The following is a 14,763-nucleotide window of genomic DNA, read 5'->3' as shown; positions in this document are numbered from 1 at the left end:
GGGGATCGACGCCCGACCGGATCCTTCCTCGACAATCCGCCCCAACCAGACAGCAGGGACTTGCTCATGATGGAATGGATCCGTTGGCATTTCAGCAAGCCGACCGCGGCTGACGTCGTTCAGCGCGTCGTCAATCGCCTGAACGATGCCGGCGCCACGCAGGTGATCTTCAAGGAAGGATCGCCCGAGGTCACTTTCACGCTCAACGGCACGCAGATGCACTCGCATCTGGTGCATCTGCTGAGTGACGTCCTCCGGGCCAAGGGCGGCCGCGCACGCGACGCCGAGGTCTACCGCTACGTGGACGGCGTCATGCTCCGCTCGATGTCCAAGGACCTTCCCGAGCACGCGGAGGACTACGCCAGCGTCCGCTCCCGCCTGATCCCCCTGCTGCGCACGCACGCCGACATGGGCAAGAACGCGCTGAACGCCGCCAACAGCCTGAGCCTGGCCAAGGACGCGCCGCGCGAGGCGAACGACATGCCTTATCGCGCCCTTGTCGGCGACTACGTCGCCCTCCTCGGTCTGGACACGCCGGAGAGCACCGCCCGCGTGGCACAGGGCATGCTCGACAGATGGGGCGTCAGCTTCGACGACGCCTTCAACGACGCGCTCCAGAACCTGCGCGGGCTTCCGGCGAACGACGGCTGGCAGCAGGTCGCCCCCGGACTCTGGCAGGGCGCGTGGAACGACTCCTACGAATCGTCGCGGCTCTTCCTGCCGGATGTGATCGACCGCTCCGGCGTGGCGCATCCCGTCGTGATGGTGCCGCTGCGGCACGTGCTGTTCGCGACGGATGCCAACGACCTCGCGGGCCTGGCGCTGATGGCCGCCGCGTGCCGGCGGATGCAGCAGGAGCACACCCGCTGGCTGTCCTGCCGGCCGCTGCAGCTCGTCGACCGCGAGTGGCAACCCTTCGAGCCGCCCGAACCGCTGCGCGAGCAGTTCCAGGCGCTGATCGCGGTCGAGGACTCGGAGGACTACATCACGCAGAAAAACCTGCTGGAGCAGCAGCATGCGCAGGATCCGGCGGCCCCCTTCGTCGGCTCGATCCAGCTGCTGCAGTTCAAGGACAGCGATCGGGTGGTGAGCTACTCGGTGTGGTCGAACGGCGTGGACACGCTGCTGCCTCACACCGACCTGGTGGCCTTCGCCTCGCAGGAGAAACCGGATCAGACGGTGATCGTCGCCTGGGCGGACGCGGTACGCATCGCCGGGCATCACATGCAGCGCGTCGACGGCCTGCATCCTCCGCGTGTGCGCGTGAGCGTCTTCCCGACCGAGGATGAGCAGGCGCAGTTGAAGGCGGTGCAGGCGCTCTGAGTGCCCCGGTCCACATCCGTCGCGCGAGCGCCCCGTGCCCCGACCTGGACCGATCGGATTTGACCTGGACGACGCGCTGCCCCATTCCGTGGCGCGGCGATGCGGGCGACCGCGACTACGTGCTGCACAATTTCGAGGCGCTCAAGAAGTACTTCCTGGATGCGGCGGCGTCCTGAAGCGGCATGCTCCGCTGGATTGCCTGAAGGCGATCGGACTCGCCGACCCCAGTGCAGCTCCTCACGCAGAGATTCCCAAGACGCCATGAAAATCCCGGCAGTTCCCCTTCTACCGGCACCAGACACACCGGAATCCCAAGCCATCGTCGGATTCAAGTGGGCAGGTCGCCCAATGGGCGCTCGCCATCGGATAGGCGGCGACCCTGAGTGGATCCAGGATCCAGACGTCCCCACCTGCGCATGCACAAGGCCGATGTCTTTCTATGCCCAGATCGATTCCCTCGGCGATGCGGTCTGCATCGGAGACTGCGGGATGTTGTACGTCTTCATCTGCTGGGACTGTCTCACGACCAAGAGCGTGTTGCAGTCCTTCTAGCAGCAGAAATCACAGCTCGCGCGCCATCCGCTTCGCCAACGCCGCAATCGCCCGCTCATCGCGCCGGTAGTACGACCACCTCCCCGCCCGCTTGACGGTCACCAGACCGACGCTCGCCAGGTCGGCGAGGTACTTCGAGGTCGTCGAGAACGCCAGTCCCTGCCCTTCCTGAATCGACGACACGCAGACGCCGTCGACCAGCGGGTCGCCCTCGTCCTGCGGCGGGAAACTCCCGGGCGTCTTGAGCTTGCGCAGGATCTCCAGGCGCTGCGCGTTGGCCAGCACTTCGAGCACGCGGAGCAGGGGCACTTCTTCGGACATGGGCGGAATCGAGCGTTTGAGCGGCCAGTGTACGGGCGGCTCGCGCGAGGGATAGCAGCGCGCGCCGGGACGCGCAAGGCCTGACCCATCACCATCGCCGCCAGGAGGGTTGAAGTTCATCGCCTCAACATATCGATGATTTGCGATATGACAATGGCGACGTTCCGCAGAAATCGGCGGAGCGAGACAGACCTCAACCTTTGCGAGCCCCCATGAAAGCCATCGTCCTGACCGCCTTCGGCGGCGTCGAGCACCTGCAGCTGCAGGAGATCCCCGTGCCGGACGTCGATCCCGGTGAACTCCTCGTGCGCGTCATCGCCACGTCCATCAATCCGCTGGACTATCAGATCCGCCGCGGCGACTACCCGGCGTACGTGCCCCTGCCAGCCGTCATCGGGCACGACGTGTCCGGCGTGGTCGAGCGCGTCGGCGCCGGCGTGCACGACTTCAAGCCCGGCGACGAGGTCTTCTACACACCGAAGATCTTCGGCCCCAAGGGCGGCAGCTACGCCGAGTTCAACGTCGTCCCGCAGGAGCTGGTGACGCACAAGCCGCGCAACCTGACGCACGCCGAAGCGGCGTCGACCACGCTGGTCGGCGGCACCGCCTGGGAAGCGCTGGTCTCGCGCGCCCGCCTGCAGCCTGCTGAAACCGTCCTGATCCACGGCGGCGCCGGCGGCGTCGGCTCCATCGCCATTCAGCTCGCCAAGACGATGGGCGCACGGGTGCTGACCACCTGCAGAGCCCCGCAGTCCGACTTCGTCCGCTCGCTCGGCGCGGATGAGGCGATCGACTACGAGTCCGGCGACTACGTCGACCACGTGCGTGAGCTGACGGGTGCCCGCGGCGTGAACGTCGTGCTGGACACCATCGGCGGCAGGACGCTCGAGCGTTCGCCGCAGGTCCTGGCGGATGCGGGACGCGTCGTGTCGATCGTCGACATCGCGACGCCTCAGAACCTGAATGCCGCCTGGGGCGTGAATGCGGAGTACCACTTCGTCTTTACGCGGCAGAACCGCGGCAAGCTGCTCGCGCTGAAAGACCTGCTGGAGCGCGAGCGCATCCGGCCGGTCATCGGCGCCACCTTCCCGCTGGCCCGGATCGGCGCGGCGCACACGGCCCTCGAAAGCGGTCGGAACGGCGATCAACCGCTCCGCGGCAAGGTCGTCATCGAGGTGGGTTGAGGATCAGTTGCGCGTGATTGCCAGGAACTCGGAGAAGATGCTCGCCAGGTTTCCCTCCGTCCCCGCGCTGGCGGTGAACGCCCGCAACTGCATCTCGCACAGCACCAGCTTCTTTTGCCTTTCCGCATGATCCTGCTGGTCGGAAGCCACTCGGCCGTCGATCATGTCGAACCCGAAGTTGATGCCGATGTCGGTGATGAGGTCGCCGATCTCGGCCCCTTGCACAAAATCGAAAGGCCTCTGGTTGATCGGATTGATGAACAGCTTCTGCATCTCCTGAAGAATGTCATTCAGATCGGCCGTGACGGGATTTGGCACCGGGATGTTGGCCTGCCGGCTCGCCGTTTCGATCAACCCGGAGACCGCTTTCAAGGTTGCAACGGGGTCCACCATCTCATCCTCGTCAACCAGGGACTGACCGAGGGCTTCCACACGATCGGCAGAGAATCCGATGATCTGGTTGTAGGGCCCCTGACCGGAAAATAGATTGGCTTCATTCAAGTACACCGTGTCGTAGACCTTCTTGGTGATGTCATGCACCGTTTCACCATCCGTCGAAACGCCAACGGCATTGCCGATTTCGATCATCCTTCTTTTGCGCGCAGGCGGATCGGCCGTGTACTTGCCGTACTCCACCTCAAGCGCCCGTTTCAGGCTGGCGTTGCGGATCACATGACGGATGTTGTCGCCCGCTCCGAAACCGAGCTTGGTCTTGAGGTCACCACTCCATGTCGGACGACTGAGGCCCGTCACCGTGAACTTCTTGAGGACCGGCGTCGTCTTGTCGCCTTTTGTCTTCCGTTCTCGCCCCGCCAGCCAGGTCATGAAGGCGCCCAGAAATTCGGACGCGTCGGCGAAGTTGATGTTGTGCTCGCGGATGTAGGCCACCAGCTGCGACTTGATGCCGTACGACTTGAAGTCGTTCTTTTCGAGATGGGGAACGACAACCTCGCTGTGCAGAGCGTTGATGCGTCGAGAGGCATGTGTGAATGTGTCGGTGCCGATCTTGATCACCCGTTGCACCGTGGGTGTCGGCGGGTGCCGGAGATGCGGCAGGCGCCATTGGCCGGGCACCACGCCCGCGAGTTGCGCGATGTCCCCATCGCTCTTCGAAGTACGCCCATCCGGCGCCGTTGCGGATGAGCCGTCTCGTATCGAGGCGACCAATGCGCGTTGGGCAGCAATCCGAGGACTGTGCTCGATCGCCTCCCTCAGCGCTCGCTGAGCCACGGTGGCCGGGCCGCTGCCAGCGAATGTCAGGACCTCGCCCGGTTGGAAGACGCGCTCGGCAGCGGGTTGGCGGCTCTGTTCAGCGGATCGAGGCTTCGCCGCATGTTCCATCGCATGGGCCTCCAGGTTCCAGATCGAAGGGATCCGCATTGCACGGCGTGCCAGCGGACTGATCGAATCTAGAGAGGAGCGCCGCCGTGCGGCATCGGAGGGATGCCGAATCCGGCCTTCATGAAATCGCAGACGCATGCCGTGGCACAGGCGACGAGCCGATCCACCGCACTGCTGGCACGTCATGACAGTAATGTCGACGGCTGATTGCGCCGCAACGCGGCGGCTGGATGATGATCCGACCTTGTCGAAATCCGCCCACCCGATTCGTCGTCAGACAGGCACTCCCGCCAAACCCACTCAAGGAATCCCGATGAACTCGCTGCTGCTCGTCCCCGCCCTGCTCTTCTCCGCCGCCGCCGCGCAGGCCGCGCCCGTGACCTACGACATCGACCCGTCGCACACCTACCCCAGCTTCGAGGCCGACCACATGGGCATGTCCCACTGGCGCGGCAAGCTCAACAAGAGCGCCGGCACCATCGTCTACGACAAGGCCACCGGCGCGGGCAGCGTCGACGTGAAGATGGACCTGGCCAGCATCGACTTCGGCCTGGACGCGATGAACGCCTGGGCCACCGGCGACAAGTTCTTCAACGTCGAGAAGAACCCGAGCGCCACGTTCAAGGGCCGCTTCGACGGCGCCAAGGGCGGCGTGCCGACCCAGGTGGTGGGCGAACTCACGCTGAACGGCAAGACCCGACCCTTGACGCTGACGATCCACCAGCTCAAGTGCATGCCGCACCCGATGTTCAAGCGCGACTTCTGCGGCGCCGACGCCTCGGGCAGCTTCAACCGCGAGGAGTTCGGACTGGCCGCGGGCAAGGACTACGGCTTCAAGATGGACGTGGCCCTGCGCATCCAGGTGGAAGCCGTCGCGAAGGAGTGACCTCGGGACGCCAGGCGCGGGCTGTTACCCTCCTGGCCCCGTCGAAGGCTTCTTCATGCTGCACATCTCCCCCGTCAAAATCGCCGCCGGCATCGCGGCCATCGTCCTGGCCGTGACCGGGCTGTTCTACTTCTCCGAGGCTCGCCAGGGCGTGGTGAACATGTTCGCGGCCCGCAAGAAGCCACCGGCGGCGCAGACGACTCGTCAGGCCGACGCCACGGCGACCGCCTCCGGCGTGCGTGTCATCCCCATCGGCGTCGCGCCCCAGGCGAGTTCGGCCCCCGCGAGGCGCTCGTCGAGCGGCGGTTGACCCGCCCTGCCATGCGCCTGCCGCGCCGCTTCGACGACGCCCTGATGATCCCGCCCGATGCGCTCGGCGCGGTCGATGCGCCTTTGCTCTCGTCGCTGCGCGCCTGGTGCGAGAGCGGCACCTTCCCGGTCGTCACGGAGCCGCTGCGCGCGGCCAGCATCGCGCCTCACAACGGCCTGGATGGCCTCGCGTGCGAACTCGACGGCAGCCATGAACTGGCACGACTGGGCCGCTGGCGAGGCCTGCAATGGCGCTTGGAGATCTTGTGGCGCGAATGCGTGATGCAGCGAGGCGCTCAGCCTCACGACCCGTGGGATTGCGGTTGGTGGCGAGCGGGTCCGCTGGAGTCCGCCGCGGCGTTCCGACCGCGCCGGCCCACGTTGTTGATGGTGCATGAATCGGACCCTGCTGTCGTCGCGGCACTGCTCGCCACCCTGCGCGCAAACAGTCCGGCTTATACGAAGCCCGTGCGTGTGCTGGTGGTATCGGCCGTGTCCGTTGACGGCATCGAGCGCCTCTAGCCACGGCCCGTGGCGCGCCTTCGCTTGAACGATCCCGCGCCAGCGATCACGGCCCCTTGAGACCGCCGCTCAGCAAGGCCTGCAGTCGCAACGCGTCGTCGGCGGCCGCCCCGGAGGCAGTGTTGTCGAAGACGCACCAGACCTGCGTGCCCGTCGGCCACCGCGAGATCTCCGATGCCTGCGCGGCGAGCCAGTCATCCTCATACCGCGACCAGTACATGCGCGGCGAGCCGTGCCAGCGGTAGTAGACCGTGGCGCCGCGGCCATCGCCCTTTTCCCCGAGCCATCCGCCCGGCGCGGCCGCACCGTCCGGTTTCGCGGGATCCGCGGCGACGCGTCCGACACGTTCCTCGATGAGCAGCCGCTCGGCGGCCGCGGTGAACCAGCTCGGGTGCCGGGGCTCGCACAGCACGGCGCCTTCGAATCCAGCGTGGATCGAACGGAAGAAGGCGCGCGCCGTCCTCGTGTCCAGGTCGAGCGACGGCGGCAGTTGCACGAGCAACGCGGCCAGCCGATCGCCCAGCCCGGCCAGCGACGCGGTGAAGGCCCGGACCTCCGCGCGAGGCACCTTCAGCCGCGCGCCGTGCGTCATCGCTTCCGGCACCTTCGCCGAGAAGCGGAAGTCCGCCGGCGTTTCGTTCGCCCAGCGCTCAAACGTCGTTGGCCGGTGGGTGCGGCTGAAGGTCGTGTTGATCTCGGCGCATTCGAGGACGCGGGCATAACGCGTCAGCTGACTGCCGTCGCCGGGGAAGGAGGACGCGACGGCCTTGGGGATGCTCCAACCGGCGGTGCCGATGCGGACGGTGACGGGCATGCGGGCGACTCCGGGACGACAGGTTCTGCCGGACCGTGGCAAGCGGCGCACCGCCCCGGCGATGGCAACCGGCATGGCCGAGCCGGCATGCGCATTGCCCATTTCCTGCTGTCGGTGTCTTTGCCGACGCGCACAACGTGGAGACCATCATGGCTCAGCAACCCAACGCGCAGAACCCGCAGCAGGCCCCGGGCGGACAAGGCCAGCAGAAGCAGCAACAACAGCAGCATCAGCAAGGCCAGCAAGGACAGAACCAGCCCGGCGGCCAGCAGCAAGGATCAGGATCGCAAGGCCAGCGGCAATCGCCGCAGCAGGGCCAGCCCGGCAGCGGCCGGCAAGGCCAGATGAACGAAGGTTCGCAGCAGCAGCAGAACCCGCAGACCTCCCGCGATCAATCCAACCGCGCCTCCAAGGACGATCAAAGCCAGGACAGCGACTCGTCGCGCGACGATCGCTGAAGGCTCGTCCTTTCGAACGGCTTCGCGGCGGTCGCTACCGCTGACAGCCCGCGTCACCAGCCCCGGCCCGCCGGGGCTTTTTTTTCGTCCCCCCGCCGCAGGTCCTCCGCAGTCCTCCGCTGAATGCCGTGGACCATCGCTGGCGAGCCGCTTGCCTCGGCGGGTCATGGACCCACTGCTCAACGCGCTTCAATGGCCCGCGATGGTCGTCACGCTCGTCGCCGCCTGGCTGGTCGGCGGTCGCAGCGCACGGCGCCGGACCTGGGGCTTCTGGGTCTTCGTGCTCAGCAATCTGCTGTGGTGCGTCTGGGGCGCCTTCACGCAGTCGTACGCCCTGATCGTCCTGCAGCTGGGTCTGTTCGCGATGAACCTGCGCGGCGTGCGCAAGAACAAGAAGGAGGACGAAGAAGCTGCGCCGTCGGACGATCCCGGTTAGCGGACGCGGCGGCGGGCATCGCCTTTGCCAATGAACTTGCTGCGGCGAGCCATGAGGGCTCGCCGCCCCAGCCATCACCGCCAGGAGAACTTCCATGCCATCCACGACGACCGCGACCAACAGCCGCAAATCGACCACCCGCCGCACGACCACCGCGCGCACGAAGACGCCGGATGCCGTGAGCCTGCTGCGCGCCGATCACAAGCTGGTCGCCGGGCTCTTCGATCAGTTCGAGAAGTCCCGCTCCACCGCGAAGAAGAAGCAGCTCGTCTCGCAGATCTGCCTGGAGCTGACGGTGCACGCCCAGGTCGAGGAAGAGATCTTCTACCCGGAAGTCCAGGCCGCGTTGAAGGACAAGGAGCTCGTCCCCGAGGCGCGTGTCGAGCACCAGAGCATCAAGGACCTGATCGCCGCCGTCGAAGGCGTCGAGCCTGGCGGCGAGGACTATGACGCCAAGGTCAAGGTCATGAGCGAATGGGTCAAGCATCACGTCAAGGAAGAACAGAACGAGATGTTCCCGAAGGCGAAGAAGTCCGGACTGGACATGGCCGAGCTCGGCGAACGGATCCTGCAGCGCAAGCAGGAACTGATGGCGCAGGAGCAGGCCAAGCATTGATCGCGGCGCGAGGCCGGCGCCACAGGCATCCGCGTTGCCGCATCTGCGTCACTGCGGATGCGGCAACGCGGTCGCCGCGTCTTTCCCAGGAGTATTCCGATGACGGACAAGATCGCCTTTCCGAAGCAGTCACAGCCATGGCCGGGCCTTGCCCGCGACATGACGCCGCCGCCCGACCACGGCGAGAAGAGCTACGTGGGGCATGGGCGACTCGCCGGTCGCCGCGCCTTGATCACCGGCGGTGACAGCGGCATCGGCCGCGCGGCCGCGATCGCCTTCGCGCGCGAGGGCGCGGACGTCGCGATCAACTACCTGCCCGACGAGGAGCCCGACGCGCGCGAGGTGATCGCGCTGATCCGGGAGACCGGACGCCAGGGGATCGCGCTACCGGGCGACCTGCGCGAGGAAGCCTTCTGCCAACGCTTGGTGGCGGACGTGGTGCGCGAGCTCGGCGGCCTGGACATCCTCGTCAACAACGCCGCCCGGCAGCAGAGCCACGAATCGATCCTGGACATCAGCACCGAGCAGTTCGACTGGACCTTCAAGACCAACATCTACGCGCCGTTCTGGCTGTGCAAGGCGGCGATCCCGCATCTCGCGCCGGGCAGCTCGATCATCAACACGGCGTCCGTCAACTCGTACGACCCGGGCGAGAACCTGCTGGACTACGCGTCCACCAAGGGCGCAATCCTGATCTTCACCAAGGGGCTCGCGAAGCAGCTGGCCAAGCAGGGCATCCGCGTCAACGCGGTCGCGCCGGGGCCGTTCTGGACGCCGCTGCAGGTCTGCGGCGGTCAGACGCAGGAGAAGTTGCAGAAATTCGGCACCGACACGCCGATGGGGCGGGCGGGTCAGCCCGCGGAACTGGCGGCGGTGTACGTGCTGCTGGCGTCGGCGGAGTCCGGCTACGCCACCGGGCAGGTCTACGGCGCGTCGGGCGGACGCGGCGATCCATGAAAGCGCGTTGACCATGCCATCCCGTTCCAGCGCCCGCGCGATCGACCGGAAGGTCGCGAGCGGGACGGGCATGCCGCGTTCACGCAAGGTGCTGCTGCTGGTGGACTTCATCAATCCGCTTCGCTTCGAAGGCGCCGGGGACATCGCCGACGCGGCGGTGGAAGCGGCGCGCGCCACCGCGCGGCTGAGGAAGCAGTTCCATGCCGACGGGTCGTGCGTCATCTACGTCAACGACAACTTCGGCCAGTGGCGGTCGGATGTGCAGACGCTGCTGCGCGAATGCCGCAAAGCGGGCGGCGCCGCCGCCGAACTGGCGCGGCTGCTGCCGCCCGCCAAGGCCGACCTGCTGATCCTCAAGCCGCGACATTCCGGCTTCTACGCGACGCCGCTGGATCTTCTCCTGGCGCAGCTGGGCGCCAAGGATCTCGTCATCACGGGTCTCGCGACGGACTATTGCGTCAAGTGCACGGCGATGGACGCGTATGTCCGCGGCTATCGCGTGGCAGTCCCCGCCGACTGCACGGCCTCCGAATCGGAGCAGCGCAAGCACGAGGCGCTCGACTGGATGAAGGACGTGCTGAAAGCGCGGATCACGGCGGTCCCACAACACGCTCGGTGAGCGGCGGTGTCAGGTCTTGCCCAGCTGCTCGTGAGGCTCAGAGATGGTCGATGACCCTCGGGGCGTCGGCCGGCACGCCGCGGATGCGCATCGGCCCCTCTCCGATCAGGTCGACCGATGCCACGCCATTGCGCTGAGCGGCAGCCATGACGGCCATGAACGCACCGTAGCGGGCCCATTTGTGCGGCACGACATGGATCGCCGGCTGCTGAGCGATGGCCTCGGCACCGATGGCGCTCATCCGGCGATCGAGGGCCGCGCGATCGGCCAGCACCTCGCCATCCCAGGTGACGTCCCCGACCTGGTCGATGATGACGATGTGGACTGGAGGCCCCTCCGGACCCATCACGCCCACGCAACCGTCGCCGGGAAGATCAAAGCCGATCTCATGAAGCGACGGAGGAACCGCCGCCATCCACAGCGCCAACAAGGCGAGCAGCACGCCGCCGAGGGGCGCCGTGCTCGCGGCCATGAAGCGCATGGGCTCTGCGTGTTCGGAAAAGTGGAGCTTGCTCATTCCCGGTCCGGTCAGCGTCTCGTGCCGAGCATATCCAATGACTAGACTATCCGGATGACGACGCCGCCGTTGCGGTGTCCGTTCTGAGCCGCCTGGAGCAGGCATTTCAGCATTCCCGTCATGCCAGGATGAAGCGGCTCGTCATCATCGATTGGTAGATCGACCCCGAGGCCACCATGACCCAGACCCACACCCTCCGCGGCACCTTCGACGTGCAGATGACGCCGCTGACCCCGGCGCCTGAAGAGGCCGAGGCGAACCTCGGCCACCTGCTGCTTCGCAAGCAGTTCCACGGCGAACTCGACGCGACCGGCCTCGGCCACATGCTGGCCTTCCGCAGCGCGGAGCCAAGTTCGGCCGGCTACGTCGCCATGGAGCGCGTCGAGGGCCGGGTGGCGGGCCGCAGCGGCTCGTTCATGCTGATGCACTTCGGCGAGATGAATCGCGGCACGCCCAGGCTGATCGTCCAGGTCGTGCCCGATTCCGGCACCGGCGAACTGGTCGGCCTGAGCGGCACGCTCAGCATCGACGTGCGGGACGGCAAACACTTCTACGAATTCAGCTACTACCTCCCGGCGGAGTGAATCCGCAACCCCGAGACTTCAGTCGCCGCCCTTCTTCCGCAAGCGTCCGCCTTTGCGGACCACGCCAATACGTGATTCTCTTGGGGTCAGGACTTGCCACCTCCCGTCCGGGAACGGCACGCCCCGTCGCCCTACACCGTCGGGACGGTCCCGCCGTCGATCAGATGCTCCGACCCCGAGATCGAGCCGGCGCGCGGCGACACCAGGAAGGTGATCAGATCCGCCACCTCCTGCGGCTTGGCCGGCCTGCCCAGTGGAATGCCGCCGAGCGACTGCATGATGATCCGCTTCCCGCCCTCGTAGTCCGTGCCGGCCTGGGCCGCCAGCCGCTGCGCCAGCGCCACGGCTGCTTCCGTCTCGATCCAGCCTGGCGCGACGCTCAGCACGCGGACGCCCTTGGGCGTCACCTCCTTCGACAAGGCCTTGCTGTAGGTGGACAGGGCCGCCTTGGCCGCGGCGTAGGCCGTCGTCGACTCCGGCAGCGGCAGCAGCCGCTGGATCGAGCTCACGTGAACGATGACGCCCGACCCCCGCGCCAGCATGGCGGGCAGCAGCGCGCGGTCCAGGCGCACCGCGGGCATCAGGTTCTGGTTCAGCTCGCTGAACCATTGCGCATCGTCCAGCGCCGCGAAACCGCCACCGGGCGCGCTGGAACCACCGAGCAGGTTGACCAGGATATCGACGCCACCCCACCGCTCGAGCGCGACCTGCGCGACGCGGCTCGCGCCCTCGGCCGTCGACAGATCGGCGGTGACGTAGAACGCGCCGTCCGTCGATGACGCCGGCACGGCCCGCGCCGTAGTCATCACCTGCGCGCCGGCATCGAGCAGGCTCTGCACGACCGCGGCTCCCACGCCCTTGGTACCGCCCGTGACCAGCGCCCGAAGGCCATTCAATTGAAGATCGAAACTCATGCGGTGATCTCCAGCTGTGCGATCAGGCCGCGCTCAAGGCGGAAGTGATACCTGAGATCGACCGGGCTGCCGGGGAAGTTCCCGACCACATGGCTGCTCACGACGTGACCGCCCTCCTCCGGCGCCACGGCGAACGGCTCGCTCGTGTACGTGTACCTGGCCGCCGCCTCGGCCTTCCACGCCTTGATGGCATCGCGGCCCGTGTAGGTGCGCCCCTCGTCCTTCACGACCGCCTGGGCGGTGAAGCATCGGGCAACGCTGTCCGGGTTCTGCCTGTCGGCGGCGAAGTAGGCGGCGATGGGATCGGGAAGGATCGATTCGTTCATGACGAGACTCCTTTCAGGCTTCGAAGTCCCTAGCTTCCGTCCGATGGAGACATTAGAGAATCACCTAGAATCTGGATAGGCCATGTAGCAACGGATACAGAATGCGCGGATCGGAATTCGCCGAACTGAAGGCCTTCGTCGCGGTGGTCGAGCGGGAGAGCTTCGCCCGCGCCGCCGAGCATCTCGGCCTGTCCCCTTCGGCGCTGAGCCAGACGATCCGGCAACTGGAAGAACGGCTCGGCGCGCGGCTGCTGAACCGCACCACCCGCAGCGTGGCGCCGTCGACCAGCGGGGAGCAGCTCTACCGGCGCGTCGCCCCGCTCTTCCGGGAAATGGCCGACGCCGTCGCCGAGGCCAGCGCGGCGACCGGCCAGATGGGCGGAACGCTGCGCATCAACACGCTGGGGATGGCGGCACGAACCGTCATCGCGCCACGGCTCGGCCGGTTCCATCGTGCGCATCCGGATGTGGCGCTCGACATCGTGGTGGACGACGCGCTGAGCGACATCGTCGCCGGTCGCTTCGATGCCGGCATCCGCGTGGGCGCTCAGCTGGAGAAGGACATGGTCGCCGTGCGCCTGACCCCCGACGTGCGCATGATCGCGGTGGCGTCGCCCGACTATCTGGCGAGCCGCGGCACGCCGCAGTCACCCGCCGACCTGCACGGCCATGCCTGCATCAACTGGCGGCTGCAGCTCGACGGCCGCGTGTATCGATGGGAGTTCAAGAAGAAGGGCAAACGCGTCGAGGTCGCGGCGGAAGGCCCCCTGGTCACCAACCACTCCGACATCGGTGTGGCCGCGGCGCTGCAAGGGCTGGGCATCACCTACGCCTTCGACCGCCAGCACGTCGACGAGTGGCTCGCCCAGGGGCGTCTGGTGCAGGTCCTCGCCGACTGGACGATCACGCGGCCCGGGCTCTTCCTCTACTACTCGAACCGGCGCCATCGCCCCGCGGCGTTGAGCGCCTTCATCGACTGCCTGCTGGATCGCGACCTGACCCCGGCTTAGGCTGGCCGTTAGCGCAACGAGCTCTCGCGCCCGCCGTCAGCCGTTGCGGAAGAGGAAGCTGTAGGCGTTCAGCGCGGGCACGCCGCCCAGATGCGCGTAGAGGACGCGGGAGCCCTCCGGGAACTCGCCCTTGCGCACCTTGTCGATCATGCCGTGCATGGACTTCCCCTCATACACCGGGTCGGTCAGCATGCCCTCCTGCCGTGCGCACAGACGGATCGACTCTAGCGTGCCGTCGTTCGGCAGGCCGTATTCCGGTCCGCCGTAGCGGTCGTCCAGCACCACATCGCTGTCCTGGAGGGAGCGCCCCAGTTCCACGATCTCGGCAGTGTGGCGCGCAATGCGCAGGATCTGCGCGCGGGTCTTGTCGGGTCTGGCCGAGGCATCGATGCCGATGACCCGGTCGGCACGACCGTCCGCGGCGAAGCCGACCACCATGCCGGCCTGCGTGCTGCCCGTCACCGAGCAGACCACGATGTAGTCGAACCGGAAGCCCAGGGCCTGTTCCTGCTGTCGCACTTCCTCGGCGAAGCCGACGAAGCCCAGTCCGCCGAGCGGATGCTCGGAGCAGCCCGCCGGGATCGGATAGGGCTTGCCGCCGGCGCGCTTCACGTCCTCGATCGCCTGCTCCCAGCTGGGACGGATGCCGATGTCGAATCCCGCCGCGTCCAGCGTGACCTCGGCGCCCAGGATGCGGGACATCTCGATGTTGCCGACCCGGTCATAGACCGCGTCGGAATAGTTGACCCAGTTCTCCTGCACGAGCACGCAGCGCAGGCCCAGGTGCGCGGCGACCGCGGCGACCTGGCGGGTCTGGTTGGACTGGATCCCGCCGATCGACACCAGCGTGTCATAGCCGCCTGCCAGGACCTCCGGGATGAGGTACTCGAGCTTGCGCGTCTTGTTGCCGCCGAAGGCCAGGCCGCTGTTGCAGTCCTCGCGTTTCGCGTAGAGCTCGACCTTGCCGCCGAGGTGCTCGGACAGGCGCTTGAGCGGTTGGATCGGCGTGGGCCCGAAGGTCAGCGGATGACGGGGAAACTTCGACAGATTCATCGCAGGCACTCCTGATTGCGG

The 14,763-nt window shown here is 66.9% G+C and carries 19 protein-coding genes; 12 read left to right on the top strand and 7 right to left on the bottom strand.

What is annotated here, in order from left to right; genetic code table 11:
• Window positions 1–66 precede the first annotated feature (66 nt).
• On the top strand, window positions 67–1,323 hold the full coding sequence (locus AC07PR_RS10755) for a DUF1444 domain-containing protein (protein ID WP_495135279.1): 1,257 nt from the start codon (window positions 67–69) through the stop codon (window positions 1,321–1,323).
• 561 nt (window positions 1,324–1,884) lie between these two features.
• On the opposite strand, the gene AC07PR_RS10750 is transcribed toward AC07PR_RS10755, so the two are convergent.
• Window positions 1,885–2,196 carry an ArsR/SmtB family transcription factor gene (locus tag AC07PR_RS10750; RefSeq protein WP_377154525.1) on the bottom strand — a complete coding sequence of 104 codons (312 nt, stop codon included), beginning with the start codon at window positions 2,194–2,196 and terminating at the stop codon, window positions 1,885–1,887.
• Window positions 2,197–2,408: 212 nt separating this feature from the next.
• On the opposite strand from AC07PR_RS10750, the gene AC07PR_RS10745 reads away from it, so the two are divergent.
• On the top strand, window positions 2,409–3,380 hold the full coding sequence (locus AC07PR_RS10745) for a zinc-dependent alcohol dehydrogenase family protein (RefSeq protein ID WP_495135278.1): 972 nt from the start codon (window positions 2,409–2,411) through the stop codon (window positions 3,378–3,380).
• 3 nt (window positions 3,381–3,383) lie between these two features.
• On the opposite strand, the gene AC07PR_RS10740 is transcribed toward AC07PR_RS10745, so the two are convergent.
• Window positions 3,384–4,859 (bottom strand): hypothetical protein, encoded by a 1,476-nt coding sequence (locus AC07PR_RS10740; protein ID WP_495135277.1) that lies wholly within the window; start codon window positions 4,857–4,859, stop codon window positions 3,384–3,386.
• Between the two features lie 175 nt (window positions 4,860–5,034).
• On the opposite strand from AC07PR_RS10740, the gene AC07PR_RS10735 reads away from it, so the two are divergent.
• From AC07PR_RS10735 to AC07PR_RS10725, 3 genes are read left to right on the top strand one after another with little or no spacing between them, the layout of a single operon-like run.
• Window positions 5,035–5,607, top strand: a complete 573-nt coding sequence (locus AC07PR_RS10735; protein ID WP_495135276.1) for a YceI family protein — start codon at window positions 5,035–5,037, stop codon at window positions 5,605–5,607.
• A 55-nt stretch (window positions 5,608–5,662) separates the two neighbouring features.
• Window positions 5,663–5,917 (top strand): hypothetical protein, encoded by a 255-nt coding sequence (locus AC07PR_RS10730; RefSeq protein ID WP_377154513.1) that lies wholly within the window; start codon window positions 5,663–5,665, stop codon window positions 5,915–5,917.
• Window positions 5,914–6,438: a hypothetical protein gene (locus tag AC07PR_RS10725; RefSeq protein ID WP_495135275.1), complete on the top strand. Its 525-nt coding sequence runs from the start codon at window positions 5,914–5,916 to the stop codon at window positions 6,436–6,438. The genes AC07PR_RS10730 and AC07PR_RS10725 overlap by 4 nt, the downstream gene beginning before the upstream one ends.
• A 46-nt stretch (window positions 6,439–6,484) precedes the next feature.
• Here the strand turns inward: AC07PR_RS10725 and AC07PR_RS10720 are convergent, their stop codons facing one another.
• Window positions 6,485–7,252, bottom strand: coding sequence for a DUF72 domain-containing protein (locus AC07PR_RS10720; RefSeq protein WP_483106745.1), 768 nt, complete (start codon window positions 7,250–7,252; stop codon window positions 6,485–6,487).
• A gap of 149 nt (window positions 7,253–7,401) precedes the next feature.
• Here AC07PR_RS10720 and AC07PR_RS10715 point away from each other — a divergent pair, with 149 nt between their 5' ends.
• The 5 genes from AC07PR_RS10715 to AC07PR_RS10695 all read left to right on the top strand — a co-directional run bounded on the left by AC07PR_RS10715 (window position 7,402) and on the right by AC07PR_RS10695 (window position 10,338).
• On the top strand, window positions 7,402–7,710 hold the full coding sequence (locus AC07PR_RS10715; protein ID WP_495135274.1) for a hypothetical protein: 309 nt from the start codon (window positions 7,402–7,404) through the stop codon (window positions 7,708–7,710).
• Between the two features lie 166 nt (window positions 7,711–7,876).
• The gene (locus tag AC07PR_RS10710) at window positions 7,877–8,146 is read left to right on the top strand and encodes a hypothetical protein (RefSeq protein ID WP_495135273.1); all 270 of its coding nucleotides are present in this window, start codon (window positions 7,877–7,879) and stop codon (window positions 8,144–8,146) included.
• 94 nt (window positions 8,147–8,240) lie between these two features.
• A complete protein-coding gene (locus tag AC07PR_RS10705; protein ID WP_495135272.1) occupies window positions 8,241–8,762 on the top strand; it encodes a hemerythrin domain-containing protein in 522 nt (173 codons plus the stop codon).
• A 99-nt stretch (window positions 8,763–8,861) separates the two neighbouring features.
• Entirely contained in the window at window positions 8,862–9,719 is an 858-nt protein-coding gene (locus tag AC07PR_RS10700) for an SDR family oxidoreductase (RefSeq protein ID WP_495135271.1), read from the top strand.
• Window positions 9,720–9,732: 13 nt separating this feature from the next.
• Entirely contained in the window at window positions 9,733–10,338 is a 606-nt protein-coding gene (locus AC07PR_RS10695) for a cysteine hydrolase family protein (RefSeq protein WP_495135270.1), read from the top strand.
• A 37-nt stretch (window positions 10,339–10,375) separates the two neighbouring features.
• Here the strand turns inward: AC07PR_RS10695 and AC07PR_RS10690 are convergent, their stop codons facing one another.
• On the bottom strand, window positions 10,376–10,855 hold the full coding sequence (locus AC07PR_RS10690) for an ExbD/TolR family protein (RefSeq protein WP_495135269.1): 480 nt from the start codon (window positions 10,853–10,855) through the stop codon (window positions 10,376–10,378).
• A gap of 176 nt (window positions 10,856–11,031) precedes the next feature.
• Here AC07PR_RS10690 and AC07PR_RS10685 point away from each other — a divergent pair, with 176 nt between their 5' ends.
• Window positions 11,032–11,439 (top strand): DUF3224 domain-containing protein, encoded by a 408-nt coding sequence (locus tag AC07PR_RS10685; protein ID WP_495135268.1) that lies wholly within the window; start codon window positions 11,032–11,034, stop codon window positions 11,437–11,439.
• Window positions 11,440–11,570: 131 nt separating this feature from the next.
• Here AC07PR_RS10685 and AC07PR_RS10680 read toward each other — a convergent pair whose 3' ends face one another.
• Complete coding sequence (locus AC07PR_RS10680) at window positions 11,571–12,353, bottom strand: SDR family oxidoreductase (protein WP_495135267.1); 783 nt, start codon at window positions 12,351–12,353, stop codon at window positions 11,571–11,573.
• A complete protein-coding gene (locus AC07PR_RS10675) occupies window positions 12,350–12,679 on the bottom strand; it encodes a nuclear transport factor 2 family protein (RefSeq protein ID WP_495135266.1) in 330 nt (109 codons plus the stop codon). Before AC07PR_RS10675 ends, AC07PR_RS10680 begins: the two co-directional genes overlap by 4 nt.
• Before the next feature lie 101 nt (window positions 12,680–12,780).
• On the opposite strand from AC07PR_RS10675, the gene AC07PR_RS10670 reads away from it, so the two are divergent.
• Window positions 12,781–13,689, top strand: a complete 909-nt coding sequence (locus AC07PR_RS10670; protein ID WP_495135265.1) for a LysR family transcriptional regulator — start codon at window positions 12,781–12,783, stop codon at window positions 13,687–13,689.
• 36 nt (window positions 13,690–13,725) lie between these two features.
• On the opposite strand, the gene AC07PR_RS10665 is transcribed toward AC07PR_RS10670, so the two are convergent.
• Window positions 13,726–14,742: a 1-aminocyclopropane-1-carboxylate deaminase gene (locus AC07PR_RS10665; protein WP_483106753.1), complete on the bottom strand. Its 1,017-nt coding sequence runs from the start codon at window positions 14,740–14,742 to the stop codon at window positions 13,726–13,728.
• Window positions 14,743–14,763: the final 21 nt, after the last annotated feature.

This window comes from Roseateles sp. GW821-FHT09H11, assembly GCF_059415845.1.
The sequence above is the reverse complement of the archived record's forward strand: the minus strand, read 5'-3'. Positions and strand labels throughout refer to the sequence as shown.